Source organism: Paulownia witches'-broom phytoplasma (assembly GCF_019396865.1).
Classification (GTDB): Bacteria; Bacillota_I; Bacilli_A; order Acholeplasmatales; family Acholeplasmataceae; genus Phytoplasma; species Phytoplasma asteris.
This window is the reverse complement of the sequence record NZ_CP066882.1, coordinates 725,922-750,432: the sequence shown is the minus strand read 5'-3', so window position 1 is coordinate 750,432 and position 24,511 is coordinate 725,922. Positions and strand designations below refer to the sequence as shown.

The following is a 24,511-nucleotide window of genomic DNA, read 5'->3' as shown; positions in this document are numbered from 1 at the left end:
TTCGCTAGTGTTTATGGTGAGAGCATTTTGCTATTTAACCCTGTTATTATATAGCATAACCGACCCAAAATCAAAAACTCCGCATTATTGTGTAAAAAAATTTAACCATGTCGTTTTTATGGTGAGTTTTTCGTTTTTTGCCCTAACTATATAATGGTATGTTTCTAATAAGGTTAACCCCGTGGGTAACCCTAAACACCAATTCAAAAAGCCCTCCAAGGCTGTTTTGAATTGGGTTGTGATAAATAATAATTAATTCGGGGTTAACCTTATTAGAAACATATATCATTAATATTATTTTATTTAATATTAAATAAAATAATATTAATGATACTAATTAAATATAAAAACTCTTGATAGGTTTTTATATTTAATTAGTATATATAAATTTATTATAATATATCATAATTTATAATGTTTAAATGAAATATATTATCTAAACATGTGCCCGTCAAATTTAACAATTTAACGGTCAAATTAAAATACCCCCCCTAAATCCCCAAAGGGGACTTTATAGGAGGAGGGTAAGAGTTAATTTAGATATACTACGGCTGGACGCCTAGTTCGCTCTGCTCGTCTTTGAATACTTTTAGACTTAAAATAAAAGATTCTAAATAAATCATAGGGTAATTTTCACCCTAATTGTAATTAAATCAAAGCGAGAGAGGCAAAATAATGCGTTTAAAATATCTTTTAAATCTAATAGAATGTTTTAAATTAACATTCCGCGGAAGACAATTTTTATATTTCCAAAGCCGTAAACTAATAACGAACCAACCGCCTTTGTCGTGTTAGACGATAAAGGAGTAGGTTGGAGAGTCTATTATTAAGCTAATAAAGCAAGAGGGCTGAAACTGGACCTAATGATGCAAATATAGGTGTTAGAACTAAACAGCCAACAACAACCTGCACCTGTTGGTTAGTGTTACTACTGAAATATCTTTAATTAATTTATTTTCATCGTTATCATAATTTGAATTCCAATCAAATTGTTATTGCTCTTCTTCTTTTTTTTGTTTTTCAGTTTGAGGTTTTAATTGCTTTAAAGTTTTTAAACGTTTTAAAGAATTAATTAATCCAATTATATTATTAACTTTATTAGTATCATAAATATATTGAGTTTGATATTTAGATTGGGTTTCAACTTTATTTTTATCTTGAATTGATTTAAATAATTTAGGTAATCTTAAACCTAAAAGGAATAAGAGAATTAGAAGAATAATGGAGATGAAGATAACCCAAATTATTAATATAATTTTTCTTTTTTTATTATTCATAATTAATAAGTTGATTCTTCTTTAACAGTTCCGTCTGGGTTATAAAATGTTTGTTTGATTATGTTTTCTTCGGAGTTGTATTCATTAATAGAGAAAATAGTTTTACCATCTTTAATGTAATTAGTGATTTTGGTTAGTTTACCTTCGGGGGTGTATTCCTCAATAGTTTTAATAGTTTTACCATCTGAGTTGTAAAATGTTCTTTGGATTATTTTTTTAGTTTTGGAATCATATACTTTAATATAATTTATAGTTTTACTACCTGGATGATAAACTATTTCTTCTTCGTTTGTTAATTTATCAACTTCTTTGTTAATCTTATTCAAAATATCATTATATGTTTCTTCTTCTTGTTGGGAATTTGGTTGTTGTGGTATTTGAATTTGTTTTGGAGTAGATTTAGAGGCTTGTTCTGGTTGTAATGCTAATAATAGAATTATTAAAAGACCAATAACAGATACTGATATAAACAATCCCCAAATGATAAAGATAATTTTTTTATTTTTTGATTTTGGTTGATTATTGTTTTTCATTTAGTTTCTCCTTATAAATGTTTATTCTTATTATCTTTTTCTAATTGTTTTTTTAATTTACCATTTTGTAATATTAAAATTAATAATTCTTTTCCCATTTTTTCTAATATTGATTGTTGTGTTTTAGAATTATTAGTTTGAACTGGTTGGGTTAATGCTGATTTGGGAGTAAATAAATATTTTAATAATAGTAAAAAACCATATATTGCTAAAACAAAATATTTAATTGGGTAATAAATAGTATATTTTATTATTTGCTTAACGATATTAAAAATAGAACCCATAAAAGATAAAATAGTAATGAAAATTAAAATATAAAAGATAGATAACCAAATTGAATAATTATTCCGATAGAATTTGGGATATCAAATAAACTAAAACTAACATTTCTAATAGCAATTATATTGTTGAAAGTGTTTTTAAGGAATGATATAATAAAGATAGCATATTCATTTATTTTATCAATAAATGCGCTTATGTTTAAATTGAATATTTGCATGAATAATGCATCCTTTCATGGTAGTTATATAAATCTTTTTGCTTTTGGTAGGGCATTGATTTATATAGCTATTTTTTTTATACTTTTTTAATGTGGACTTTACATAACAAAAATGACCCTACATATATGCCATCTGACAAACATATACATAGAGTCATTAATAATTTTAACATTTTATTTATATCAAAATTAAATAATAATATTTTTTGTCAGATGAATACACTTATATTATATCAAAAAACCTAGTAAAATACACATCAAAATTAATAAAAAAAAGCATTTAAGTATATAAATATTTTAAATATTTTTATCTAAATCTATTTTTAAATCTTTATAAATCTCCTCTTTTTGTTCTTTTTCGCTCAATCTTTTTATTTGGAATTCATTTAATAAAGTATTAGGTTGTTTAAAAGGTTTATCATATTTCTTATCAACATTATTCCAAACACTAGTATAAATATATTTGGAATCAATACTAATATGATAAGTACAACGACGTTTTAATTGAATAATGCTTTCATCTTTTTTAAAAATATCTTCAAAGAAATCATCAATGCTTTTAACAGTAGTAATAATAATTAATTTACATTCTAAAACTTTATTTTTATAACGTCTCTTAACTGATGATGCAGTATTATTATCTAACATTTTTATTAAATCAGATAAACCTAGGCAATAAGAACGTAGGTCATCTAAAATAATACATTCTTCACCACAATAATCATCTAAAACATCATTACTACCAGATGAAATATAAGCTTTATAACCGTTATCTTTGGCTATTTTTTTGGCAAGAGTAGATTTCCCTGAACCACTCATACCAGTGATGAAAACACATTTCATTTCTCTTTTTAGTTCCTTTAAATCTCTAATTCTATACTTAAATGCTTTTTCTATTGCAGCAGAATAAATATTATTCTCTATAATAGAAATATTTTTATTTATATTATACTCTTTTATTTCTCCTGAACTTATTTTAAGTAAAATATCTTTTAAGCGAGCATCCATTTTGTATTTTCTGTTAAAAATATCTTGTTGGGCCTCGCTTTTCCAATCAAAATTACTAACTACTTCTTTTTCATCATATTGATGTTTGTCAGAACGATTAGCATGAATCATATACATTAAGGCATCACTAAATCTACCTTTTATTTTAGATACAAAATTTTCTTGAGTATTAAACCATTGAGATATATGTTTTGTATCATATGCATTATTAAATCTTAAATATATATGCCAATGAGGGGCTTTTAAATCTCCTACTTTTTTACCATTCAATTGAGCTTCTTTTTTATTTTGGTAAATATCTTTATCATGTAAAATATAGGCATAATTTTGAATAGCTTTTTTTTAGTTTCTAAAATATTTTCTATTTTGGTTTTAGTAATTAAATTACTATTAATAACAATTTCACAGATGCGTAATTTCATTTTATTGATTCCTTTTAATATTTTTTAATGGACTCTCCAACCTACTCCTTTATCGTCTAACAAGACAAAGGCGCTCGATATTATTGTAACATATATATGCAACAAATAAAGGTTTTTTTTGTTGTAAATGATAAATTGAATATTACTTAAAAAACCTAATAAAATTAATAATTTCTTGCAACAATTGCAACCGCCATAGAGACAAGCCCTTCTATGTCGTAAATACTCAGTAATATTTTGTTTTACAACATATATTTATATGTACGTTTGGGTATAAAAATGACCTTACATATTACGAATCTCTGAAAAAAATATATGTAAGGTCATTAATAATTTTAACAAATTTATGTATTATAAAAACCCCCTAAATCCCCAAAGGGGACTTTATAGGAGGAGGGTAAGAGTTAATTTGGTTGTACTTCGGCTGGACGCCTAGTTCGCTACGCTCGTCTTTGAATACTTTTAGATTTAGTAATTTAATAAATATTTTAAAAAAATAAAAATTGAATGCATTTTTTAGTTATAATTATTTTTGGAATTAAAAAAAATATTAAGATAATTGGTGTTAATAATGCAAAAATTAAAGAAAAAGATAAAATTATTACAAAATATGATTTTCCATATTCAAACCATTAATAAAAAAATTGTTTTTCAACTGGTTAAACAATTTGTCAAAGACCTAAATTTAACTACCATTTTAAAAACAATTCGTATTAATCGAAGTACTTATTATTATTGGCTAAAAATTGAAAAAAAGTTAAAATTAAAACAAACAAAATATTTTTTGCAACAACATCGCATTCAAGGGTTTTTTGTAGGCGATTACTGAGTTTTTTTCAAAATATTGTTTCTTTTTAAAAAAATCTTTTTCTTATTACTTATATTATAGCATTAATAATTTTAATAATTTAAAGTTTTTTTAAGTTTTTAAAATTTATAAATAATTTTATTTATTTTTTCCCAACAACAAAAGCCGTCCAATAATTAGACAGCAAAATTAATTAAAAATATTGAATTTAAAATAATTTAATCAAATTAAATTAAGGAGAAAGTTGAAAACTTTGAATATAATTATTTTCAAGATATCTATACCAATATTGACATTCAACTTTATTTAATATTTTAATATCTTTTTTTTCATAATCTTTTTTAAGTTTTAATTTAAGTTTTTGTAACTTAAAATATTTTTGAAAATTCTTATTAAGAAAATGATTTTTTGGTTGAATACCAGATAAATTTAAACTAAAATAATTAGAATTTTGAAATTGATCTGAATTCATATAAGATTTACACAACAAAGTTAAATTATGTGGAATTTTAATATTTCTTCCATTAACTCTTTTGTTTAATATTCCAATCAAATATATTAGAAAAGTTAAAATTAACAATTGGAAATGGACTTAATTCTATTTCTTTAATTATATCATAAGGAAATAATGCCAAAAAAGATTTTTGCGGACAAGTAAAACATGTACGAGAAAATCCAAACAAATGACGACTATAAAAATCAATTCCTTTATTAGAATTTGTTTCAATTAGTTTATCATTTTTAGAAACATATTTACTAACATATGAAACAATTTTATTGACATAATCTTTTTTATCAAAAGTACCTTTATAAAAAGTTTTACATTTACTAATTTCAATTTTTTCAAATAAAAGATTTTTTTTGATGGTCTAAAAATTTGCACGTTTTGACTAATTGGATTTAAATGTTTATAATGTTTTATATTATTTTTATTCATAACAGATGCATAAGCATTAGCCCAAAGCAAAATAATTTTTGGCACTTTAACATTCTTTTTCTCATAATAATTTTGAGGTATTTTAATATTACCTTTTTCATCTATTTTATGCATTAAATAATCATCATAAAAAATACTCTTATTTCCTTTAATAGGTCGGTTTTTTAAACCCAAAGCATAATCTTTATCAGTACACAAATAACGAGAATATCCACCAAAAGAATTTAAAACATCAATATTAAAAATAATATGATAATGAATAACTCCTAATTTAGTAGTTTCTAAAGACCAAAAATAACGAAAATCTTGCATTTTAGAATAAACCAAATCGTTTTGAGAGAATTGTTGAAATAGATTTGATAAATAACTTTTTCTCACTAAACGAATAAAACGTTTCCTTACTTGCCCCATAATATCAGGTTAATGAGTATATTTTATAGTTTTACCTTGTAAATCATCATAAGGAGCTGCCAAAGTAATAAAAGATATTTTTTTAGAATCTTTGAAATTATATAAAAGTTTATCCTTAGCATTTTGAGAAGAATCTCGATAATGCCTTAAAATTTTTGATTTTGGTTTAATTTCTTGCAATTTATTTTCTTTTAATTGCTTTTTTAAAGAATAATCCAATTTCAAATCATCATCACTTAATGACAAATACCTTTCTTCTTTTTTTTCTTTTAAATGTTTTTTATAATATTTAATTCGTTCCAAAGGTTCAAACATAAAATAATTAAACCCTTTTAAACGAGTTTCATAACCATTATCTTTTTTATTTACTTTATAAATATTTTTAGAAATTTCCTTAAATAAAAAACATAATTTTAAATAACATTTCTTATAATAAGATTCAGTAATTTGATTAAATTTATGTTGTTTTTCTAATTGGTTAACTTTTTCATTATAAATTTTAATAGTAGTAGATAATTCATCATAATTTTCTATATCTTTTGAATTAGGTAACAAATTTTTAAATAATCTAAATCAAAAATTTTATCATTTAATCCTTTTATAAAATCATCAGAAATTAATTCTTTTTTTATTAAGGAATAAAAATAATCTATAAAAATAGAAGAATCATTTAAAGTTAAAATTTCAATATCACGTTTAGCACGTGTTATTGCAGTATAAATTAATTTTTTTTCTAAAACTTTATCTTGTGATTCATTTCGATTTTGCCAACCAATTAAATAAACGGATTCTTTTTCATATCCTTTATATCCATGTATAGTTAACAAAACAATTTCATTTTCTTTACTATTATTATAAGATGTAGTAAAAGGGATTTGGTTTTTTGTAAACTCATCTTTAATTTTTTGTAATTCAGCATTATTACGGCAAAGAACAGTTGTAGAATAAATTAAAGAATTTTTAATTTTTTCACACAAATAATTAATTTGTTGATAAAAATTATCAAAAAAAGAAAAATTTATAAAATCTCTATATTTTTTTTCACTAAAAGATAATTGTAAATATTCCTTATTATCAATTAATTCATTAGCTGCTTTAACAATATTAATACCTTTGGAACGATAATTAACATTTAAAAAATGTTTTTCAGGTTTAAAATCTTTTACAAAAAGTTCCAAAATACGTTCACTAGAACCAAAATAACTATAAATATTTTGAGTATAATCACCAAAACAATATAAAAAATTTGGTTTATTAAATAAAAGTTCTTTTATAATAAAATAATAAAAATAATTTAAATCTTGAAATTCATCAATAAAAACAGGACGATTATAAATTAAACCATTATTTCTTTCAACAAATTCAATAAAATCACTAGTTTCAATTAATAAACCATCAAAAGTTATTAAATTATAATAATTTAATTTTTCATAAAACAAATTTAATAACAATTCAAAAGATTTTTTTAAAACTTTATCATCAATTTTAATAGATGAATAACAGTTTTCTTTTTGGAAAGTCAAACGTATTAAATTATTTAATTCCTGTAAAAGCTTTCTAAATGAATATTTTCTTTGTTCTTTAAAATACATTTTTAAATCTTGATTTTCTTTTAAAATCAGTTTTTAAATATTTAATTTAGTTTCATCATCAATAAATTTTCTTTGTTGTGCTGTTTCATTAAAAATATTATATTTTAAATAACAAGAATAAGCAAAACTATGAAATGTTCTAATTTCATAATTTTCTTTTAAATATTTTTCTAATTCATCATCATTATAAGAAGGATAATCTTCTTTTTAATGATGAAAATAATTTATCATAAATAATGTTTTTAGTAGCATTAGTAGCTACCAAAATTAAAGGTTTTTCTTTTTCTTTTTGTCTTAATTTTTCAATTAAAATAGTAGTTTTGCCAGAACCAGCTCCACCATGTATATACATGCAAGAAGCATCTGAATTAATAATATCTTTTTGTTCTTTTGATAAATTAAATAACATCTTATTCTCCTTTATAATATTAAAAACCCCCTAAATCCCCAAAGGGGACTTTATAGGAGGGTGTAATAGATTAATTTGGCTGTACTTCGGCTGGACGCCTAGTTCGCTACGCTCGTCTTGAAATACTTTTAATATTAATTTTCTTTTTTTTATTCATGATTAACAATTTATAACTTCTTTAACAGTTCCGTCTGGGTTGTAATATGTTGTTTTTGTTTCATCACCTGTTTTATTATCATATTCTCTAATGAAGTCAATTGTTTTACCATCAGCTGAATAATTTTCTGATTTAATTATAAGCTTACCTGTTTGAGGAGAAAATATCCAAATATAATCTAGTGTTTTACCATCAGCTGAATAATTTTCTGATTTAATTATATTACCTGTTTGAGAATCGTATTCATTAATATAATCTAGTGTTTTACCATCATTACGATAAAAAGAAGTTTTTTTGATTAATTTACCATGTGAACCATACTCTTCAACATTATTATATTTATCAGTTTTTTTCAACAAAAGACCATTATTTTTATCATATTCCCAAATTGCATCATCTTTATCAATTTTTTTAACTAATTTGTGAGTAAATAAATTATAATATTCTTTTTCTCCATTATCTCTTATAAACTCATAAGGAGTATGTTTAAAATATTCGTTTTCTTTTTTAAGTTTTTGATTTTCATTATATATATCGTCATTTAACTCTCTTGCTTTTGCTTCAATATCTACTTCTTGTAATTTACTTCTTTCTTCGGTTTCTAAATGATATTTATAAGCAAGCCCACCTATCCAAAACACAAAAAACAGTAATGTTCCGGTAGTAATTAAAAAAGGAATTATTTTATAATGTTTATTGCCTATTCTAAAGCTTGACATTTTTAACATTTTTAAACCTCTTTTCTATTACTAAAAATAATTAAAGAATTTTTTTAGCATTTTCAAATACCCATAAATATAGGAAATTAATAAAAAATGATAAAACGAAACTCAATATTATTATAACCTTTTTAAACAAAAATAAAAATAATTTTAAAACAATTGAAATAATATCTAATATTCTTAAAACAATTTTAAACAACAAATCACCTATTTTAATGAAAGAGTTTAAAAGAAAACTATTAACTTCTTTTAAAAAATAAATAACAGAACCAGCAACAGTAACATTAAAAATTATCTTTGCTATTTCTTTTAATTTTTCCCACATACTTTCACTAGGGTCCATTAATTTTTGACCGGTAAGACTTGTTATAGAACTTTTTATATAACCTATAATACTACCAAAAACATCAATAAAAATTTTTAATATTTGCATTAAAAAATCAAACAATGAACTAAATAATTTTAAAGGATAAATTAAAAATATTAATTTTTCCCATATAAAAACAATTGCTTTTTTTATCATATTAAAAATAATTAAAAAATTATTATTCCAACCAACGTTAAAATCAAATAAAAAAGATGATTTAGTAAAAAAATACTATAAAAAATACTATATAATAAATAAAAAAAATCTTTAAATTCAAAGAAAATTAAATATTTTAAAAAATTAAAACTAAACATTTTCAGTATCATCAATAGATTCCGCAATTAAAGGATTTTTTATATTATTTAATTGATTTTTTAATTTTAAATTCTCTTTTAAAATTTCATCTAAATTATTATTATTTTCTTTATTTTCTTGATTATTATTTTTTTCATCAAAAATACCCTCAGAAAAATTAAGTCCTCCATGTTCTCCAAATTCTTTAATCATTGTTTCGACATGTTTTCTATATATACCTAAGTAATTACTCATTTGAGATATTATCCTAATTAAAGCTCCAAACTCTCTAACAGTAATTCGTCCATTTTTAATATATTTATTTACTAAACAATGCAATTCATCACTAAAATCATATTTACTTTTCCATTCTTTAATATAAAAATAAAGCCAATAAATAAAAATACCAAAGATAGAAGAAGTAAAAGAAATAAATAATTTAGATTCAACAATATTAATAATTGTTTGTTGCATATCCATCAATTATTCCTTTCTATAAAATTATTTAAAATTATTTAAAATATTTTCAATATCTTTTTTATATAAATAATTTTGGTTATTATAACTTATAAAATTATTTTTTAATTTATTTTTTAAATCTAATTTTTGAGAATTAGTTAAATTAACATATTTAATAATTTCTATTGGCTTTTCAATTTCCTTTATTATTTCAACTGGTTTATTATCTTTTTGGATTGTTTCTATTTTTTTATTATTTTTGATAAAAAAATTAATATATAAAAATATACCAATAATTGCGCCCATCAATAAACAAATAAAATTATCAAATAAATTATATTTTTTCATCTAATTTTCCTTTATTCTTTTCCAACCTTTTCATAATTTACTTCTTGAAAAAGTAATTTAGGCATCAAATGAACTATTAAACAAAATGAAAGAATACCAATACCCAAAATATAATTGAGAGTTGCAAAAATTTCATGATTAATTGGAGAAAATGAAAATAAACTCGAAAACCCAAATGATACAAAAATTCCAACAAAACTAATTAAAATCATTAAAGCCATTATTAAACCAAATAAAGCAACATTAGAATAATTCACACTTATTCGCGAATCAGTTTTGCAACATTGACAATGTTCGTTAAATTCTTTTTTTATTTTTTGTTTTTTATCCATTTTAATTAACTCCTTAATTTTAAATTAATTTATTCATATATTATCTCTTAATGAGTGGTTTTTTAAAAAACCACTCATTATTTAATCCATGTAATTTTAGTTGCATCAGGAACAATAAAACCAAGTTTATAAGCTGCAAACGTAAAAATAAAACTAAGAGCAATTAAAGTTAATAGTTGTCTTGTAGTCATTTTTTATCCTCCTTTTTATTATTTAGCTATTGATAAATAACCTTTTGAAGCAAAATAAACAATCAAAGGAAAAACAATGCCTAATGTAGGTAAAATCCAATATGTAAAAAAATTGCCTAAAGTTAATTTATTTCTTCTAAAAGATTTTTTACTGAAATAAGAACGTCTGTAATTCCTCGCCATTTTAATCTCCTTTTTTATTATTTAATAAGAAAAATATTTTTGAGTATTTAGAAATATTAAGGAAACCAACTTAAAAGTTGGTTTTTTTAATGGTTCTTTAATCGCCTACAATATTCAAGCTTTATGTTTGCAACACGAATATTTTTTCGGTCATCGTAAAATTACTGATTTATACCAAGAAATTTTTAACGAATTTATTACTAAGAAAAAAGTTTATCTTATCATGAAAGAAAATAATATTTGTTGTAAGTTAAGGCCTCAAAAAAATAAATATTATCATAAAAATTTAAAATCTAACCTCAAAGTAGTCCCAAATTTAATTAATCAAGACTTTACTACCTCCCAGCCCATGAAAAAACTCTTTACCGAGGTTACTTATTTCCCCACTCCCCAAGGATTTATTTATTTTTCATGTGTTATTGATTCTTTCAACAATCAAATTGTCTCTTCTCACATCTCTAACCGCCAAGATAAAGAATTAATTTTAAATACCATTAAAAAAATTCCTCCTTTGAAAAATCCTTGTATTATTCATTCTGACCAAGGTAAAGTTTATCAATCTCTAAAAGTACAAAAAGTTTTAACTAAAAAAGGGGTTTTAATCAGCATGTCCCGTAAAGCAACCCCACGTGATAACGCTGTCATTGAAAATCTTTTTGGCAAGATGAAAAGTATTTTACCCAACCAACATCCTTTTTTATTCCAAAAAACACCAGGAAAAATCAAAAAAATTATCAATCAATTCCCTTCTTTTTGGAATAATAAATGGATTTTAACTAAATTAAACAATTTATCTCCTTTGAAATACTTTCAAACTTTTAGATAAATATTTAATTACAGATATTATAAACTTATAACCTTTGAAAAAGGTTGTTTTGTCATGCATTTTTTTCTACCCAAAACAATAAATTCCTCATTATTGTGTAAAAAAATTTAACCCATGTCGTTTTATAGGTGAGTTTTTCGTTTTTTTGCCCTAACTATATAATGTAGGGATAAAATATTTTAAAAAATATCTTTTGAAACTAGCAAATTATGAAAAAACATTAGACACTTTTTAAGTTTAATGAAATTACTTTGTTAGTTTGAAAAGATATGAAATTATCTATTTAATTTTAAGTCTTAAAGAGTAATTTTTAAATAAAAAAGTGTCTAAAAAAAAGGAACACCTCACTAATTACCGTCCCAAAAACCAAACTCTCTTCGTCGATCCTCAAATCTTAGAAGAAATGAAACAAACCAAAATCACCTTAATTAATGATAATTTCTCTTCTAGTAATAGTAAACTATTACTTTATGATTTAACCCCACTTAAAAGCCAAAATAACCCCCTTAAACACCTCTATCCTCTTTTTCACAAATCAATTATCAAAATGAAACTAAAAACCGTATCAAAGAATTAATTGGAAAAATTGATGTCAATAAATTAGAAACTTTACAATTATATCAATTAGACCCTCAAAAGCTAGATAAATATCATAAACCAATGAAAACTAACTATAAGAAGAGGTTAAACATCATCTATTATCGAAAAGAAGATTTAAAATATCTTCAATTCTTTTTGACAAAAGATAAACAAGGTTATCGGGTGAAAAAACTACATCCTATGTATAAATATTTAATAAAAAAAGAAAACTAACAACTTTATGACACTTTACTAACCAGTTTTATAACACTTTACTAACAACTTTATAACAGTTTGACTTTGAAAATAATCTATATAAACATTAACTCATTTAAGGAGTGATATATTTGATATTTTATATCGATAATGATAATGATACTCGATATTTGATATTATCGCATTATCATTTTTCATATCATTATTATATCGATATCATAAAAACCTCTTTTGAGGTAATTTTATTTTTTTAATTTATTTCAATCATTAAATCAACTTTAATTTTTAAATTAACTGCCTTACCAAGTATTGATTATTATATATGAAACAAAAAGATGAACGCGCTGAAGCACTTATTAAAATCTTTTAGAGCTATAATAGTTGATATATTTAAAATAATTTATAAAGATAATTGGTGTTAAGATGCAAAAATTAAAACAAAAAATTAAATTATTACAAAAAATGATTGAAAAGATTAAAAAAACTGATAAAAAGATTGTTTTTCATTTAGTTAAGTGATTCAATCAAAATCTTAATTTAACCACCATTTTAAAAACAATTCAAATTAAAAGAAGTACTTATTATTATTGGTTGAAAGTTAAAACTAAACTAAAAGAGAAAAATACCTGTTACAACAAAAAAGAATTAAAGCTTTATGCCTTCATTATCAATATTTTTACGGTCATCGAAAAATCACTGATTTATACCAAAAAACCTTTAACGAATTCATCACCAAGAAAAAAGTTTATTTCATCATGAAAAAAAACGACATTAGTTGCCGTTTAAGAATCAAAAAAATTGTACTTATCGTAATTTAAAAAATAAGCTCCAAATAATTCCTAATTTAATCAATCAAGATTTTATGGCCACCAAACCTCTTCAAAAACTCTTTACTGATATTACTTATTTTAAAACGAATCAAGTTTTTCTCTATTTTTCTTGTATTATCGATTCTTTTAACAATCAAATAATTGCTTCTCACACTTCAAATCAACAAAATAAAGATTTAGTTTCAAAAACCATCAAAAACTGCCAAAATTAAAAGAAACTTGTATCATTCATTCTGATCAAGGAACCGTTTATCAATCACAAAAAGTCCAACAAACACTAACTAAAAAAGGTTTTTTAATCAGTATGTCAAGAAAAGCCACCCCTCGTGATAACGCCGTTATTGAAAACTTTTTCGGCCAAATGAAAACGATCTTACAACATCAAAATCCTTTTTTATTTCAAAAATCTCTAACAAAATGAAAAAATTAATCAATCAATTTCCTCAATTTTGGAATACTAAGTGGATTTTAAGCAAATTAAATCATTCAACTCCATCTCAATATTCTCAAAATCTAAGATAAATTTTTAGTTGAATTAATATAAAATAATATAAAATTGAAAAAGGTTACTTTAGTGCGCTTTTTTTACCTAAAAATAGTAAAATTTAAAAAAAATATCATTTTCTTTCATTTTGTTGACGAGTTTTTAACTTTTTTTACCTAACTATATAGTGAAGGGTTAAAATATTAAAAAAATATCTTTTGAAACTAAAGAATTATCAAAAAAAGTTTAGACAATTTTTTAAACGAAAAAAATATTTCTTTAGTTTGAAAAGATAGGAAATTATCTATTAATTTTTAGTCTTAAAGAATAATTTTAAAAATTAAATTTGTTTAAAAAAAGGAAACAGCTCAGTTTCATCTAAATATATATTATATTTTAATTGTAGCAAAAAATATAGCAAAAATCCAAGAAAAACAAAGTGTTTATGTACAAACCAAATAAAGGCTTTAACTATTTTACTAAATTATCAAATAAATATACAAATATAATGGAGATGATGGACAAAAAAGATAATAACCGTGCGCAAAATAACATAAAAACAATCAAATCAAATAATGTTGCAATTAAAATAAATCCCTATCCTAAATATAAAATTATCCCAAACCAAACAACTAACAATAAATTTATTTTTAACAAAAAAACATCATCCAAATAAACCCTTATTGTGATATAATAACTTATATATTGTAATTAACAAAGGAGAAAAACAATGAGTAAATGTTATATCACTGGAAAAACCACCCTTTTTGGTAATCGTCGTAGCCACGCTATGAACACAACTAAAAGAATTTGGAAAGCCAACTTACAAAACGTAAAAATTGTTGACGAAAACGGCAAGGTTCAAAAAGTAAAAATCTCTGCTAGGGCACTCAAAAAGCTCAAATTACAAAGAGCCTAAAAACTCTTTGCCTTCTTTTCTTTCTTATTTTTTATATTTATATTTTATGATTTTTTCATAAAGATAAAGAAAGAAATAAGAAATCAAAAGTTCAAAAATCCCATCAAAAAGTTAAAATAATAAAAATCAAAAATTGAAAAATAATAAGGAGTCCTAAACACATGAAAGCAAATATTCACCCTCAATTTGAAACAGTGGAAGTTTCTTGTGCAACTTGTGGCAAACAACACCCAATTGGCACCACAGTTACTAGCATCAAAATAGAAACTTGTTCTAATTGCCACCCTTTTTACACTGGCGCCCAAACTTTTGTAGTTAAAGCAGGGCCAGTTGACAAATTTAACAAACGTTATGGTATTACCCAAGACCAAAAAGTTAAAACAGTTTCTTCAAATGCTGATAACCAAAAAGAAACCACCGAAGAATTGATTAAAAATAAATAATAAATACTTAAAAAATAAAATAGCAAATCACCCTCCAAGTTCTTTTGGACCAACTATCACACCACAAAAACCAAAAAAATTAATTCAAATTATCTTATTTATAAAGGAGTTCAAAAGAATGAGCCAAAAAGAACAAGGGCAAGGTTTTATTGAAGTTGTTTGTGGACCAATGTTTGCAGGCAAAACAGAAGCATTAATTCAACGCAGTAATCAAGCATTACAACTCAACAAAAAAATTTTATCCTTTAAACCACAAATAGATGACCGTTATTCTGTTAAAGAAGAAATAGTTTCTCACAATCAAAACACTATTCCTGCTATTTTAATTGACAAAAGCAAAGACATTCTCCCGTTTATTACTCCCGAAATTAATGTTGTCATAATAGATGAAGCCCAATTTTTAGATAACGACATTGTCGCTATTGTAGATTATTTAGCTAACTGCAATATTGAAGTTATTATATCAGGTTTAGAACTTGATTTTTGCGGAAAACCATTCGGACCAATGCCTTATTTATTAGCAATTGCAGACACCGTTACTAAATTAACTTCAATTTGTGCTATCAGTGGTAAAAAAGCCAACCGCACTCAAAGATTAATTGACGGCAAACCTGCTCAAAGCAATGAACCTGTTGTTTTGGTAGGCGGAAAAGAATACCACGAACCTCGTTGTCGCAAACACCATTGTTTAGCAGATATTGACAAAACAAAAATTAACTGGCAAAACTTCACCAACCAATCTAAATAACTCCACTAAAATAATTCATCTCAATAATTCGTTTGGAATGTGGATTAATACTTAAAATATGGAAAATAACAACCCACAACATATTTTTTTTATGAAAGAAGCTTTAAAAGAAGCCCAAAAAGCCTACCTCAAAGAAGAAGTCCCCATCGGAGCTGTCGCTATTTTAAACCAAAAAATAATTGCACGAGCTCACAATAACAGAAACACTAAAAAACTTTTTTTTGGACACGCTGAATTTTTAGCCCTCATGAAAGCAGGCAAAAAGATAAACAGCCGTTTTTTAAATGATGTATCTCTTTATGTCACTTTAGAACCTTGCTTAATGTGTACAGGAGCCATCATACAAGCAGGCATCAAAAACCTTTATTATGGCACAAGCATGGAAAAATCATATTCTTTTAATGATATGTCATCTATCCAAAATATGCCTTTTATGGATAAATTAAATATCCAATCAGGACTTTTAGCTCAAGAAAGCATGCAACTTTTACAAAAATTTTTTCAAGAACTAAGAATCAAAAAAAAATAATTTACTATCCCGATAAAAACAACAAAAAACAAAAAAATAATTTCAGCAACCCAATAAAAACTCTTATCACAACCAAATTAGACCATCACAACCGATGGTCTTTTATTTTCAAAAAAACTAATTTGCCAATAATAAAATGTTGTTATCTTAAATATTGACACATCCTAAATAATACACCCTACATTAAAATTACAAATAAATACTAATAAAAAATACTATATTGAACCACATTTACCAAAAAATAAATAATAAAGCAAACTAAAAACAACCTTTAATATTTATATCTATTATCTATTTTACTTTTATCTTAACTATATTTATCATCAAAGGCAACCAACCAATCAAACACAAAAAAATAAAAAAATTAGAAATATTGCTAAAAGCCCAAAATATGAAACATTCCAATCAACTAAAAACAGCTCAAAAAATAATTACTATCTTAAAAACAAACGGATTTGAAGCCTTTATTGTGGGTGGCACTGTCAGAGATTATTTACTCCAAATAAATGCTAACGAAGACATCGACATCACTACTAACGCCGCCCCCCAACAAATAAAACTCCTTTTATGCCCAGAAAAAACAACCCAAATAAAAATTAATTATGGTAGCTTTAAAATAACTTTTGAAAATTATCTTTTCGAAATTACTACTTACAGAAAAGAAGGCACTTACAAAGACTATCGCCACCCTAGTGAAATTTTTTTCACCAAAAACGTCCATCAAGACATTTTAAGACGTGATTTTACTATTAACGCTCTTTTAATGGATGAAACTGGTAAAATATTTGATTTCACACCTGAAAAACAAGGAAAAAAAGATTTAAAGCAAGGTTTGATCCGCACCATCAAAGACCCTTTTATTAGATTCCAAGAAGACCCTTTAAGAATTTTAAGAGCTTTTTATTTTCAATCTAAACTAGGATTTTGCATAGAAAAAACTACCCAAAAAGCTATCATCCACAAAAACCATTTATTAGCTAAAATTTCTTCTCAAAGAATCTATGAACACATCGAAAAAATCATCACTCACAAAAACTGGCACCAAACTTTTAAAACTATGATAGAAACTAAAACCCATCTATTTTTACCCCAACTAAACCAAAGCATTCTTTGTTTAGCTTATCTACATGAAACTCAACTTAAATACATTCAAACACACCACAAATTAAAAAGAAGAATTTTTTGGTCAATGTCGCTTTTACTCAACAACCAAATCCTTGCATCTTTTCCTTTTACCAAACAAAAGAAAAAAAGCTACCAAAACATTGCCTCTTTAAGTTTATATCTTTGGGAAAATATTACTTTTAATTTATTTAAACATGGATTAAAAAATTGTCTCCTAGCTAATCAAATTAATTATCTTTTGCAAAAAGAACCTTATGCAGCAGCCAAAATACAATATATTTATCAATATTTACCAATAAAAACAATTACTGAACTTAATTTTAGTTGGCAAGAAGTCTTAAAACAATTACCCCACAAACCCAAAGGAACATGGATTAAACATACACAAAAACAACTAATTGCCAAAGTACTTAATAGAGAAATACCCAACATTAAAGAACAATTAATTAATTTTGTACTTAGCCAAAATCAAATCCTAGATAAACAATAAATAAATAAAATAATGAATAAAAATAAAATGAAATAAATTATGTAATAACAAAATTATAAACATCAATTTATTTTTGTTTATAAATGTAATAATGCAAACTTACTATTTCCATTTACAAACACTTCCATCAACATATTTTTATCAATCCCGATCTAGACCAATAGGAAACAAACGTATGAAAAAAAACCAAACCAACATATTACCCAAATATCAAAAAGGACAAATCAACTTTTTTACAGGCAAAGTAACAAGCATCAATCAAGGACTTCATTTTTATAATATCACCTTGCAATTACAAGACAAAAGCGACATCAACATCAAATTAGAACCTCAAACCAAACCACCTATCCAAGGACAAATATATCATTTTAAAACTATTTGTCTTCTCAAAAATGAAGAACTTATTTTGATGAATCAAACATACAATTTAGCTTATAATGTATTAGATATGCAAACTTTGTATGAAACTTATTTAGCCTTTTATGAATGTGCTCCTATTTCTTTTGCAATAGTAAAAGACGAATTAGAAAACTATTTACATAAAATAAAAAACAAAGTCTTAAAACAAATTACTTACAATTTATATTGCAAAAACAAAAATAAATTTTTAATTTCCAAAGCAGCGTTAAAAATTCATCATAATTATTATGGCGGACTTGGTTATCATACTTTAACTATGTTAAAAATGGCAGAATCTCTTTTAAAAATTTATCCTTTTCTCAATAGTGATTTAATATTTGCAGGTACTATTTTACATGACATGGAAAAAATTAAAGAACTAGATTTAGAACAAAAAAACTATACTCCCAAAGGTTTGCTATTAGGTCATTTAGTCATGGGTGCTTGTAAAGTAGAAAAAGAAGCCCAATTATTGGGTTTTCAAGATAAAGAAGAAGTATTATTATTAAAACATATGTTAATTTCTCATCATGGACTTTTAGAACATGGAGCTGCCAAAAGACCACAAATAGGAGAAGCTCTTTTACTTTGGTATTTAGATAATATTGATTGCAAATTAACATCTTTACAAGAATTTTTACAAAAAACCACCACCCAAACATTTACAAAACCCATCCCTGTTTTAGAAAGAAAAGGGTTTTATAAATCATTAGATTTAGATCAAAATAATGATGATGAATAATTTTGTTTTCTTAATTACAAAAAATAGTGAGTTTGAAAATGCATTTCATAATAAAAAAAGACCGTTTTTAAACGGTCTTTTTTGTTGTAATAATCATTATTTATTATCTATTTTATTTTTGTTATAATATGAAATATTAAAAGTTTTGTAATAAATTATCCAAGTAAGAATTCTTGCAAAGTTTGCCAAGGCAACAAAACACAATTAATTTTACCTGGCAATTGATAAACTATATCAAATGATTTTAGATCAGAATTAAGCAAAGTGCTGTCATAAGTTTGATTTTGTACCATAGCCATAAAATGATTAATTTTATTTAAGGTTTGTGTTTTGGTTAAATGTTGCAAATAAACTGACATAACACTGGCAGAAGCAACACAAATAGAACAAACATTAGCTTCATATTTAATATCTATAATTTTATTGTTATCACACTTTAATTGAATAATAACTTTATCACCACAATAAGAAGTTTGCTTTTCAAACAGAATATAGCCTGGAAGTCGATGAACTGTTCCAAAACTTTAGACACTTTTGACTTTTTAAAAATTCTTTAAGATTAACTATTAAGTTAGTCTTTTTTTTTCTTTTCTAAGACTAAAAAAATAATTTCTTATCTTTTCTAAAAACGTTTTTAGAAAGGGATTAAATAAGAGAAGAATTATTTAAAGATTTTTTAAAAAACCAAAAAGAATTTAGAAATACGAAATCAATTAATCGATTTACATTTGCCATTAGTAAATAAATTAGTTAAGCAATTTAAATATTATCCGCGTGTCCTTCAAAAAGAGGATTTATACCAAGAAGGGGTTTTAGGATTAATCAAAGCCCTCAATCATTACCAAGATTTAGGTTATGACTTTATCGCTTATGCTACTCCAACCATCAAATCGGAAATAAGAGAAATAATAAGAAAAAGCCATTCTCCTTCCATTTCACAAAAAAATCATAAAAAGGATAATCTTTCTTTTCAAGAAGATTTTTGTGAACCATATCAAATAAATAAACTAAATCCTCATCAATTATGGTTAAAACAAGTTAAGCATGAAAATTTTTTAAAAAAATGAAAGCTAAATTAAGCGAACCCGAATTCAAAATTATCCATTTAAGTTTTGGTGTTCCTTTAGGGAATATCAACGAAGATTATCAAAGATGTTATACCAACAACGAAATAGCTGAAAAACTTAATTTATCTTTAAAACAAATAGAAAATATTAAAAACATCGCTATCAAAAAATTAAAAAAACGTTAAAACCCATCGCTTGTCCGTAATGACGTTAAACAGTTATTCGAAACAATAAAAAAAACAGATTACTTTCAAAGTAATCTTTTTTTTATCAAAACTCAACATAAAAAGTTTTATTTATTAATAATAATTAAAAAAAGTAAAGAAGATAAAAAATGAAAACAAACAAAAAAATATTATTAGAATTTTTGCCACCAATAACATATTTATTAGATGAAGCAAAAGATTTAAGTTATCGTGAATTTTTAGATGCTGTAAATGAAATTGTTTGGAATGTAGAAGTTTCAGATGAAATCGAAAATTCAAAAAATTTAACTGATGATGACAAAGAAGAAATTAATTACTTTTTATCATCAATTCAACATTATTTTTACAAACTTAAAGATGACATCAGTAAAAATGCGCTTGAATCACTTAATGATGAAGTTAATAATTTATTAGAATATTGTAAAGATGAAACCATTGGAATTGTTTATGAAAATGACGATGATGACTACGAAAACAACGACGATAACGATGATGATAAAACAATAAAAAAAAAGGAAAAATAAAATTATGTTAAATAAAGTTCAATTAATCGGCCGTATAAGCCATGATTTAGAAAAACAATATATAAATTCAAACAACGAACAAATCCCTAAAATCGATTTTCAATTAGCGGTTAACCTTAAAGAGATAACCCAATTCATCCCTTGTGTCGCTTTTCGAAAACAAGCCGAAAACATGAAGAAATATTTACATAAAGGTTCAAAAATTTATCTTGAAGGAACTTTATCCATCCAAAAATACACGAATAATGAAGGACAAACTAAAACTAACACTAAAGTTATTCTTCAAAACGTGATCTTTTTAGACAACAAACCTCAAGAAACTTTACCTTTTTAAAACAATCAATTCATATAAAACTCAATAATAATCAAATAAAATTAATCATTTAAATCCTCTTTCAAAAGGGTTTTTTTATTTGAAGAACACAACAAATTGGTAAGGGCACCAAAAGAAATAAAAAAATAAAGGAGACAAAATGAAAAAAAGATACCCTATTTTATTAACCATTTCCTATTTATTTTTCATCATTAGTAATATTATGGCTTTATTTTTCAATTTTGAATTAGGATTAAAATTTAACGCTACAATCGCCATCTTTTCTGATATTTTCTTTTTATTTTATTTATGGAATAAGGAGAAGAAAGATGAAAATCCATTGGATTGGATGTAAGAAAAAACTTTTACCACAAATTATTGCTCATTTACCTTCTAAATTTAAAACCTATTACGAACCTTTTTTAGGAAGTGGGGTTCTTTATTTTTACTTAAAACCATCAAAAGCGATTTTAAACGATAATGATCACCAATTAATCACTATGTGGAAACAAAGTCTCCAAAATTCCCATCATTTTGTTAACAAGGTCAAAGCCATAGAAAATTATATTTACCAATATCACAACCAAAAGAACCAAAAACAAGCTTTTAAGCATTTATTAAATCAATATAATCAAAATGCCAAAAAAAGAAAAAAATTAACCAGGTCAGCTATCTTTTATGTTTTAAATAAATACGCTTTTCGTGGTATTGCTCGTTATGATAAGCAAAATAATTTAAAAACAAATTTTGGGTATAAACCCAAACAAAAACTCCCATCATCAATTTAAACGAATTAGTTACATTCAAAAGACATTTCCAAAAGAAAAAACATGTTTTATATTGTATGGATTTTCGTCAAGTTATCACCAATAGTCAACAAGGCGATTTTCTTTTTATCGATCCACCATATTACTATGAAGGGATTAAAGGTAAAGATTTTTATCAAAAACCATTTTCTTTTACTAATCATCAACAATTAGCCTTAAAATTACACCAAGCAACCAAAAGGGGAGTCAAATGGTTATACATCAATTACGAAACAACCTCAATTATTAATTTATTCCCAAACTGTAACATTATTAAAACAAAAAAACAACGAACCCAACATCTTACCAATAAAACATCAATCAAGAAATCATTATTAAAAATTATGAATAGAATTAAAATTTTTACTATTATTTACCATCATTCAATTGGATATGAAACTCTATTTTAATTTAAATAACAGTAATTTTCAAAAAAAACAAAATAAAGGAGTCAAATCATTATGACAAAAAAAGAATTAATTAAAAAAATCGCTTTAGCCAACAAAACTTCCGTAACTAAAACAGAAGAATTTTATCATATCTTCGAAAAGACTTTAATCGAAGCAATTACTACTAATGAAGAAGTAGTTTTATCACCTCAAATCGGTAAATTCCAATTAAAACCAAGAAAAACCTACATCGGTAGAAATCCTAAAACAAAGAAAAAACTAAAAATCCCTGCCAAAACAGTAGTCATTTTTAAACTTTCCAAAACCATCAAAGATAAAACGAAAACTTTAATTTTAAAATAACCCAATTATTTTCTTTCAAAAACCTAAGAAAGGAGGTTCTCTATGACATTACAAAAAAAATTTATTTGAGTTTGATCGGATTATTAAGTTTAGGTTTCTTGATTTTATTAATTTTTGGTATCACTCATTCTCGCCCACCAACTAAAAACCCATCATTAACTAAAAACCTCCATCAACACAACAACAAGAGATCGACCACCAAATCAAATTAGAACAAGCCAAAATTCAAGAACTCCAACAAAAAGATCACACCTTGAAAACCCAAATTGATGATAATGTTAAAACTTTAACCGACATTATTGTCAACATTAAAACTCTGCAAAATGAATTAACTAATAACCCACAATTACCCCCAAACACGAAAACCCAAAAAAACAACAATTAACAGAACTGAAAAACCAAAAACAAACTCAACAAACCTTAGTCGATAATTTAATGGAAAAAAGAAAAGCGTTAAACCAAAATCAAAAAGAAAAACAAGAAGAATTAGAAAAATTAGCGCAAGAAAAAGCCCAACAACAAGCCCAAGAAAACCTCCAGCAACAAATTTTTCAATTAAATCAAGCCCTTAATTATGTGGAAGCTAATCAAAAAAAGAATTGAAGAATTAAAAACTCAAAAAGAATATCGAAAAATCAAACCGAATTAAAAAATTTCAAGGATTTTCAACTTTTCTTAACTGATCAAAAATTCGCTTTTGAAAAACAAAAGAAAAATTTAACTATCCAATTAAATCATTTAAAAGAAAATAAACCACTTCCTCACACTAAAAAACAAGTGACATTTAAAGGCGTTTATGGCATGGAAAAACAGAAAAAGAAGAATTAGAAGACTTATTAACTTATTTTCGCACCCACCAATCTTTAATTAACTTCGATCAAGTTCGCCCCAAAGGTTATTTACTTTATGGTCCACCAGGAACAGGCAAAACCTTATTAATCAAAGCGCTTTGTGGCGAAGCTAATGTTCACTTTATTAACTTAATTCCTTCCAAATTCCGACAAAAATACATTGGTGAAGGGGAAAAAGAAGTGGAGAAAGTGTGGCAAGAAGCCGAAAATCATGATAAAACCATTATCTTTATTGACGAAATTGAAGGATTAGAAAATCGTAATGATGCCAACATTTCTTCTGGTGGAACCAACGTCATCAATACGCTTTTAGATAAATTAGATGGTTTTAATAGCAGTAATAAAAAAATTGTCTTAATGGGAGCGACTAATAACCTTCATAAAATTGACACCGCTTTACGCAGTCGTTTCAGTAAAGAAATCTATATCGGTCATTTAAAAGATAAAGAAATTGAAGGTTATTTAAAACATATTATCACCCCTTATCAAATTAGTTATCATACTCTTTCTTAGCTTTAAAAGAGATTACCCAATTATGTCAAGGGTTTTTTGTAGGCGATTACTGAGTTTTTTTCAAAATATTGTTTCTTTTAAAAAAATCTTTTTCTTATTACCTATATTATAAAACATTACTAATTTCAATAATTTAAAGTTTTTAAAGTTTTTAAAGTTTTTAAAGTTTTTAAAGTTTTTAAAGTTTTTATATTTTATTT

The 24,511-nt window shown here is 24.7% G+C and carries 31 protein-coding genes and 7 pseudogenes; 19 read left to right on the top strand and 19 right to left on the bottom strand.

Annotated elements, in window-relative coordinates; all coding sequences use genetic code 11:
* Positions 1-992: 992 nt before the first annotated feature.
* From HGD80_RS04020 to HGD80_RS05265, 5 genes are all read right to left on the bottom strand, one after another.
* Complete coding sequence (locus tag HGD80_RS04020) at positions 993-1,277, bottom strand: hypothetical protein (protein WP_225904352.1); 285 nt, start codon at positions 1,275-1,277, stop codon at positions 993-995.
* 2 nt (positions 1,278-1,279) lie between these two features.
* The gene (locus HGD80_RS04015; RefSeq protein ID WP_219474658.1) at positions 1,280-1,810 is read right to left on the bottom strand and encodes a flagellar protein FlaG; all 531 of its coding nucleotides are present in this window, start codon (positions 1,808-1,810) and stop codon (positions 1,280-1,282) included.
* Between the two features lie 11 nt (positions 1,811-1,821).
* The gene (locus tag HGD80_RS04010) at positions 1,822-2,094 is read right to left on the bottom strand and encodes a hypothetical protein (protein ID WP_219474655.1); all 273 of its coding nucleotides are present in this window, start codon (positions 2,092-2,094) and stop codon (positions 1,822-1,824) included.
* A 512-nt stretch (positions 2,095-2,606) separates the two neighbouring features.
* Entirely contained in the window at positions 2,607-3,614 is a 1,008-nt protein-coding gene (locus tag HGD80_RS04005; RefSeq protein ID WP_264081116.1) for a Rep family protein, read from the bottom strand.
* Positions 3,584-3,739 carry a hypothetical protein gene (locus HGD80_RS05265; protein ID WP_225904351.1) on the bottom strand — a complete coding sequence of 52 codons (156 nt, stop codon included), beginning with the start codon at positions 3,737-3,739 and terminating at the stop codon, positions 3,584-3,586. The genes HGD80_RS04005 and HGD80_RS05265 overlap by 31 nt, the downstream gene beginning before the upstream one ends.
* A 559-nt stretch (positions 3,740-4,298) precedes the next feature.
* Between HGD80_RS05265 and HGD80_RS04000 the strand changes: the two are divergent.
* Positions 4,299-4,544: pseudogene (locus HGD80_RS04000) on the top strand (IS3 family transposase); the annotation flags it as partial.
* Between the two features lie 235 nt (positions 4,545-4,779).
* Here the strand turns inward: HGD80_RS04000 and HGD80_RS05260 are convergent.
* The 12 genes from HGD80_RS05260 to HGD80_RS03955 form a co-directional block, all read right to left on the bottom strand.
* A complete protein-coding gene (locus HGD80_RS05260) occupies positions 4,780-5,100 on the bottom strand; it encodes a hypothetical protein (RefSeq protein ID WP_225904349.1) in 321 nt (106 codons plus the stop codon).
* Entirely contained in the window at positions 5,072-5,230 is a 159-nt protein-coding gene (locus tag HGD80_RS05255; RefSeq protein WP_225904348.1) for a hypothetical protein, read from the bottom strand. The genes HGD80_RS05260 and HGD80_RS05255 overlap by 29 nt, the downstream gene beginning before the upstream one ends.
* 44 nt (positions 5,231-5,274) lie before the next feature.
* Positions 5,275-5,895, bottom strand: a complete 621-nt coding sequence (locus tag HGD80_RS05250; protein WP_225904347.1) for a hypothetical protein — start codon at positions 5,893-5,895, stop codon at positions 5,275-5,277.
* Between the two features lie 9 nt (positions 5,896-5,904).
* Positions 5,905-6,450, bottom strand: coding sequence for a hypothetical protein (locus HGD80_RS05245; RefSeq protein ID WP_225904346.1), 546 nt, complete (start codon positions 6,448-6,450; stop codon positions 5,905-5,907).
* Positions 6,426-7,487, bottom strand: coding sequence for a 3'-5' exonuclease (locus HGD80_RS05240; protein WP_225904345.1), 1,062 nt, complete (start codon positions 7,485-7,487; stop codon positions 6,426-6,428). Before HGD80_RS05240 ends, HGD80_RS05245 begins: the two co-directional genes overlap by 25 nt.
* A 184-nt stretch (positions 7,488-7,671) precedes the next feature.
* Positions 7,672-7,896 (bottom strand): UvrD-helicase domain-containing protein, encoded by a 225-nt coding sequence (locus HGD80_RS03985; RefSeq protein ID WP_219474650.1) that lies wholly within the window; start codon positions 7,894-7,896, stop codon positions 7,672-7,674.
* 159 nt (positions 7,897-8,055) lie between these two features.
* Positions 8,056-8,781, bottom strand: a complete 726-nt coding sequence (locus tag HGD80_RS03980; RefSeq protein ID WP_425312572.1) for a DUF2963 domain-containing protein — start codon at positions 8,779-8,781, stop codon at positions 8,056-8,058.
* Positions 8,782-8,812: 31 nt separating this feature from the next.
* A complete protein-coding gene (locus HGD80_RS03975) occupies positions 8,813-9,298 on the bottom strand; it encodes a hypothetical protein (protein ID WP_225904344.1) in 486 nt (161 codons plus the stop codon).
* 150 nt (positions 9,299-9,448) lie between these two features.
* Positions 9,449-9,916, bottom strand: coding sequence for a hypothetical protein (locus HGD80_RS03970; protein WP_225904343.1), 468 nt, complete (start codon positions 9,914-9,916; stop codon positions 9,449-9,451).
* 21 nt (positions 9,917-9,937) lie between these two features.
* Positions 9,938-10,243 carry a hypothetical protein gene (locus HGD80_RS03965; RefSeq protein WP_219475655.1) on the bottom strand — a complete coding sequence of 102 codons (306 nt, stop codon included), beginning with the start codon at positions 10,241-10,243 and terminating at the stop codon, positions 9,938-9,940.
* 11 nt (positions 10,244-10,254) lie between these two features.
* The gene (locus tag HGD80_RS03960) at positions 10,255-10,575 is read right to left on the bottom strand and encodes a hypothetical protein (protein ID WP_219474646.1); all 321 of its coding nucleotides are present in this window, start codon (positions 10,573-10,575) and stop codon (positions 10,255-10,257) included.
* A gap of 209 nt (positions 10,576-10,784) precedes the next feature.
* Positions 10,785-10,949 carry a hypothetical protein gene (locus HGD80_RS03955; protein WP_219474643.1) on the bottom strand — a complete coding sequence of 55 codons (165 nt, stop codon included), beginning with the start codon at positions 10,947-10,949 and terminating at the stop codon, positions 10,785-10,787.
* Positions 10,950-11,061: 112 nt separating this feature from the next.
* On the opposite strand from HGD80_RS03955, the pseudogene HGD80_RS03950 reads away from it, so the two are divergent.
* The 10 genes and pseudogenes from HGD80_RS03950 to HGD80_RS03905 all read left to right on the top strand — a co-directional run.
* A pseudogene (locus HGD80_RS03950) lies at positions 11,062-11,775 on the top strand (IS3 family transposase); the annotation flags it as partial.
* Positions 11,776-12,097: 322 nt separating this feature from the next.
* Positions 12,098-12,588: pseudogene (locus HGD80_RS03945) on the top strand (phase variable surface lipoprotein).
* A 405-nt stretch (positions 12,589-12,993) separates the two neighbouring features.
* Positions 12,994-13,922, top strand: a pseudogene (locus HGD80_RS03940) (IS3 family transposase).
* 407 nt (positions 13,923-14,329) lie between these two features.
* The gene (locus HGD80_RS03935) at positions 14,330-14,560 is read left to right on the top strand and encodes a hypothetical protein (RefSeq protein ID WP_219474640.1); all 231 of its coding nucleotides are present in this window, start codon (positions 14,330-14,332) and stop codon (positions 14,558-14,560) included.
* Positions 14,561-14,614: 54 nt separating this feature from the next.
* On the top strand, positions 14,615-14,803 hold the full coding sequence (gene rpmB / locus HGD80_RS03930; RefSeq protein ID WP_219474638.1) for a 50S ribosomal protein L28: 189 nt from the start codon (positions 14,615-14,617) through the stop codon (positions 14,801-14,803).
* Positions 14,804-14,964: 161 nt separating this feature from the next.
* Positions 14,965-15,246, top strand: coding sequence for a 50S ribosomal protein L31 (gene rpmE / locus HGD80_RS03925; protein WP_011160480.1), 282 nt, complete (start codon positions 14,965-14,967; stop codon positions 15,244-15,246).
* Between the two features lie 118 nt (positions 15,247-15,364).
* Positions 15,365-15,994, top strand: coding sequence for a thymidine kinase (locus tag HGD80_RS03920; protein WP_219474636.1), 630 nt, complete (start codon positions 15,365-15,367; stop codon positions 15,992-15,994).
* A gap of 91 nt (positions 15,995-16,085) precedes the next feature.
* Positions 16,086-16,523: a nucleoside deaminase gene (locus HGD80_RS03915; protein ID WP_264081085.1), complete on the top strand. Its 438-nt coding sequence runs from the start codon at positions 16,086-16,088 to the stop codon at positions 16,521-16,523.
* A 391-nt stretch (positions 16,524-16,914) separates the two neighbouring features.
* Positions 16,915-18,138, top strand: a complete 1,224-nt coding sequence (locus tag HGD80_RS03910; protein ID WP_219474632.1) for a CCA tRNA nucleotidyltransferase — start codon at positions 16,915-16,917, stop codon at positions 18,136-18,138.
* A gap of 175 nt (positions 18,139-18,313) precedes the next feature.
* Positions 18,314-19,279 carry an HD domain-containing protein gene (locus tag HGD80_RS03905; RefSeq protein WP_225904342.1) on the top strand — a complete coding sequence of 322 codons (966 nt, stop codon included), beginning with the start codon at positions 18,314-18,316 and terminating at the stop codon, positions 19,277-19,279.
* A 155-nt stretch (positions 19,280-19,434) separates the two neighbouring features.
* Here HGD80_RS03905 and HGD80_RS05540 read toward each other — a convergent pair whose 3' ends face one another.
* Entirely contained in the window at positions 19,435-19,578 is a 144-nt protein-coding gene (locus HGD80_RS05540) for a hypothetical protein (RefSeq protein WP_264081084.1), read from the bottom strand.
* Between the two features lie 27 nt (positions 19,579-19,605).
* Positions 19,606-19,689 (bottom strand): annotated as a pseudogene (locus tag HGD80_RS05535) (iron-sulfur cluster assembly scaffold protein); the annotation flags it as partial.
* Between the two features lie 239 nt (positions 19,690-19,928).
* Here HGD80_RS05535 and HGD80_RS03895 point away from each other — a divergent pair.
* The 8 genes and pseudogenes from HGD80_RS03895 to HGD80_RS03865 form a co-directional block, all read left to right on the top strand.
* A pseudogene (locus HGD80_RS03895) lies at positions 19,929-20,531 on the top strand (sigma-70 family RNA polymerase sigma factor).
* A 149-nt stretch (positions 20,532-20,680) separates the two neighbouring features.
* Complete coding sequence (locus tag HGD80_RS03890; protein WP_219474626.1) at positions 20,681-21,076, top strand: hypothetical protein; 396 nt, start codon at positions 20,681-20,683, stop codon at positions 21,074-21,076.
* Positions 21,077-21,080: 4 nt separating this feature from the next.
* On the top strand, positions 21,081-21,410 hold the full coding sequence (locus tag HGD80_RS03885) for a single-stranded DNA-binding protein (protein WP_219474624.1): 330 nt from the start codon (positions 21,081-21,083) through the stop codon (positions 21,408-21,410).
* Positions 21,411-21,549: 139 nt separating this feature from the next.
* Positions 21,550-21,744 carry a hypothetical protein gene (locus HGD80_RS03880; RefSeq protein WP_219474622.1) on the top strand — a complete coding sequence of 65 codons (195 nt, stop codon included), beginning with the start codon at positions 21,550-21,552 and terminating at the stop codon, positions 21,742-21,744.
* Positions 21,719-22,177, top strand: a complete 459-nt coding sequence (locus HGD80_RS05530; RefSeq protein WP_264081083.1) for a DNA adenine methylase — start codon at positions 21,719-21,721, stop codon at positions 22,175-22,177. Before HGD80_RS03880 ends, HGD80_RS05530 begins: the two co-directional genes overlap by 26 nt.
* The gene (locus HGD80_RS05525) at positions 22,165-22,605 is read left to right on the top strand and encodes a DNA adenine methylase (RefSeq protein ID WP_318839888.1); all 441 of its coding nucleotides are present in this window, start codon (positions 22,165-22,167) and stop codon (positions 22,603-22,605) included. Before HGD80_RS05530 ends, HGD80_RS05525 begins: the two co-directional genes overlap by 13 nt.
* A gap of 51 nt (positions 22,606-22,656) precedes the next feature.
* Complete coding sequence (locus HGD80_RS03870; protein WP_219474620.1) at positions 22,657-22,947, top strand: HU family DNA-binding protein; 291 nt, start codon at positions 22,657-22,659, stop codon at positions 22,945-22,947.
* 71 nt (positions 22,948-23,018) lie between these two features.
* Positions 23,019-24,343 (top strand): annotated as a pseudogene (locus tag HGD80_RS03865) (AAA family ATPase); the annotation flags it as partial.
* Positions 24,344-24,511: the final 168 nt, after the last annotated feature.